The sequence below is a fragment of the Streptomyces sp. RP5T genome (genome assembly GCF_003933965.1).
In the GTDB taxonomy this organism is placed as follows: domain Bacteria; phylum Actinomycetota; class Actinomycetes; order Streptomycetales; family Streptomycetaceae; genus Streptomyces.
This window is the reverse complement of record NZ_RSAJ01001016.1, coordinates 1-1,682: the sequence shown is the minus strand read 5'-3', so window position 1 is coordinate 1,682 and position 1,682 is coordinate 1. Positions and strand designations below refer to the sequence as shown.

The following is a 1,682-nucleotide window of genomic DNA, read 5'->3' as shown; positions in this document are numbered from 1 at the left end:
AGATCGGCTTCGCCGGCTTCGCGAACATCGTGGCCGCGGTCGGCGGCGTCGCCCGCCCCAAGTTCGGCTGGACGGACGTGTCCCGCTTCAGCGCGCTGGGCGTGCCCGCGGTGAACTACAGCCCGGGCCAGCCGCTGCTCGCGCACAAGGTGGACGAGCGGGTGAAGGCGTCGCTGATCCCCGAGGCGGAGGCGAAACTGCGGGCCTGGCTGACCTCCTGAGGAGGCGGTGGGCCGGCGGGTGCTGCACGGCGGACATGCGTACGTCCCCCCTCCGTAACCCGCGTGGATCTACGCTGAGGCGGAAAGACCAGGCAAGCGGAGGGAGCGCACATGGCTACCGGGAACCCCGAGGGCAAGAACCAGCCGCCGGAGGAGCAGCGCCTGGGGCCCGTCCTCCGCAGGCGAGGACAGGTCACGGCGAGCACGACCGACCAGCGCCTGCTGGACGCGGGCGGCCCCTCGGACTGGGTCCACACCGATCCCTGGCGCGTCCTGCGCATCCAGTCGGAGTTCATCGAGGGCTTCGGCACCCTCGCCGAACTCCCGCCCGCGATCAGTGTGTTCGGCTCGGCGCGGACACCGGCGGACTCTCCCGAGTACGAGGCGGGCGTGCGGCTCGGCCGGGGCCTGGTGGAGGCCGGCTTCGCCGTGATCACCGGCGGCGGCCCCGGCGCCATGGAAGCGGCCAACAAGGGTGCCTGCGAGGCCAGTGGCACCTCCGTCGGCCTCGGCATCGAGCTCCCCTTCGAGCAGGGGCTCAACCCCTACGTCGACATCGGGCTCAACTTCCGCTACTTCTTCGTCCGCAAGATGATGTTCGTGAAGTACGCGCAGGGGTTCGTGGTCCTGCCGGGCGGCCTCGGCACCCTCGACGAACTCTTCGAGGCCCTGACCCTGGTCCAGACCCAGAAGGTCACCCGCTTCCCGATCGTCCTCTTCGGCAGCGAGTACTGGGGCGGACTGGTCGACTGGCTGACCAACACCCTGGTCGCCCAGGGCAAGGCGTCGGAGAAGGACCTGCTCCTGTTCCACGTGACGGACGACGTGGACGAGGCGGTGGCACTGGTGTCCAAGGAGGCGGGTCGGTAGCCCCTGCGGGGCTCGGAACGCCGGAGGGGTGACGCAGCCCCTCCGGCGAGAACTCCGGCGAGAACCCTTTACGCCAGCCCCCGACGCGCGACCGCCGGAGGCCGGTGCCCCGCGATCGACGCCACCATGTCCAGTACCTGCCGGGTCTCCGCCACTTCGTGCACCCGGTACACCTGAGCGCCCAGCCACGCCGACACCGCGGTGGTCGCCAGCGTCCCCACCACCCGTTCCTTCACCGGCTTGTCCAGGGTCTCGCCCACGAAGTCCTTGTTGGACAGGGAGACCAGCACCGGCCACCCGGTCCCGACCATCTCGCCCAGCCGCCGGGTCGCCTCAAGACTGTGCCGCGTGTTCTTCCCGAAGTCGTGCCCGGGATCGATCAGCACCGACTCCCGGGGCACCCCCAGCGCGACCGCCCGCTCGGCCAGCCCCACGGTCACCCGCAGGATGTCGGTCATGACGTCGTCGTACGTCACCCGATGCGGCCGCGTACGGGGCTCCGCGCCCCCGGCGTGCGTGCACACGAGCCCCACGCCGTACCGCGCGGCGACCTCGGCCAGCCCCGGGTCGACCCCGCCCCACGCGTCGTTC

2 protein-coding genes and 1 pseudogene are annotated in these 1,682 nt (G+C 71.3%); 2 read left to right on the top strand and 1 reads right to left on the bottom strand.

The window, feature by feature from the left end:
* A pseudogene (locus tag EHS43_RS44035) lies at positions 1-221 on the top strand (succinyl-diaminopimelate desuccinylase); the annotation flags it as partial.
* 111 nt (positions 222-332) lie between these two features.
* Positions 333-1,091, top strand: coding sequence for a TIGR00730 family Rossman fold protein (locus tag EHS43_RS44030; protein WP_125195993.1), 759 nt, complete (start codon positions 333-335; stop codon positions 1,089-1,091).
* A gap of 68 nt (positions 1,092-1,159) precedes the next feature.
* Here the strand turns inward: EHS43_RS44030 and EHS43_RS44025 are convergent.
* Positions 1,160-1,682: dihydropteroate synthase (locus EHS43_RS44025; RefSeq protein WP_185806671.1), on the bottom strand; the 523-nt coding region annotated here is incomplete at its 5' end.

Excerpts from the sequence above, each read along its gene's own strand:
- EHS43_RS44030 (WP_125195993.1), top strand. The coding sequence starts at position 333 with ATGGCTACCGGGAACCCCGAGGGCAAGAACCAGCCGCCGGAGGAGCAG.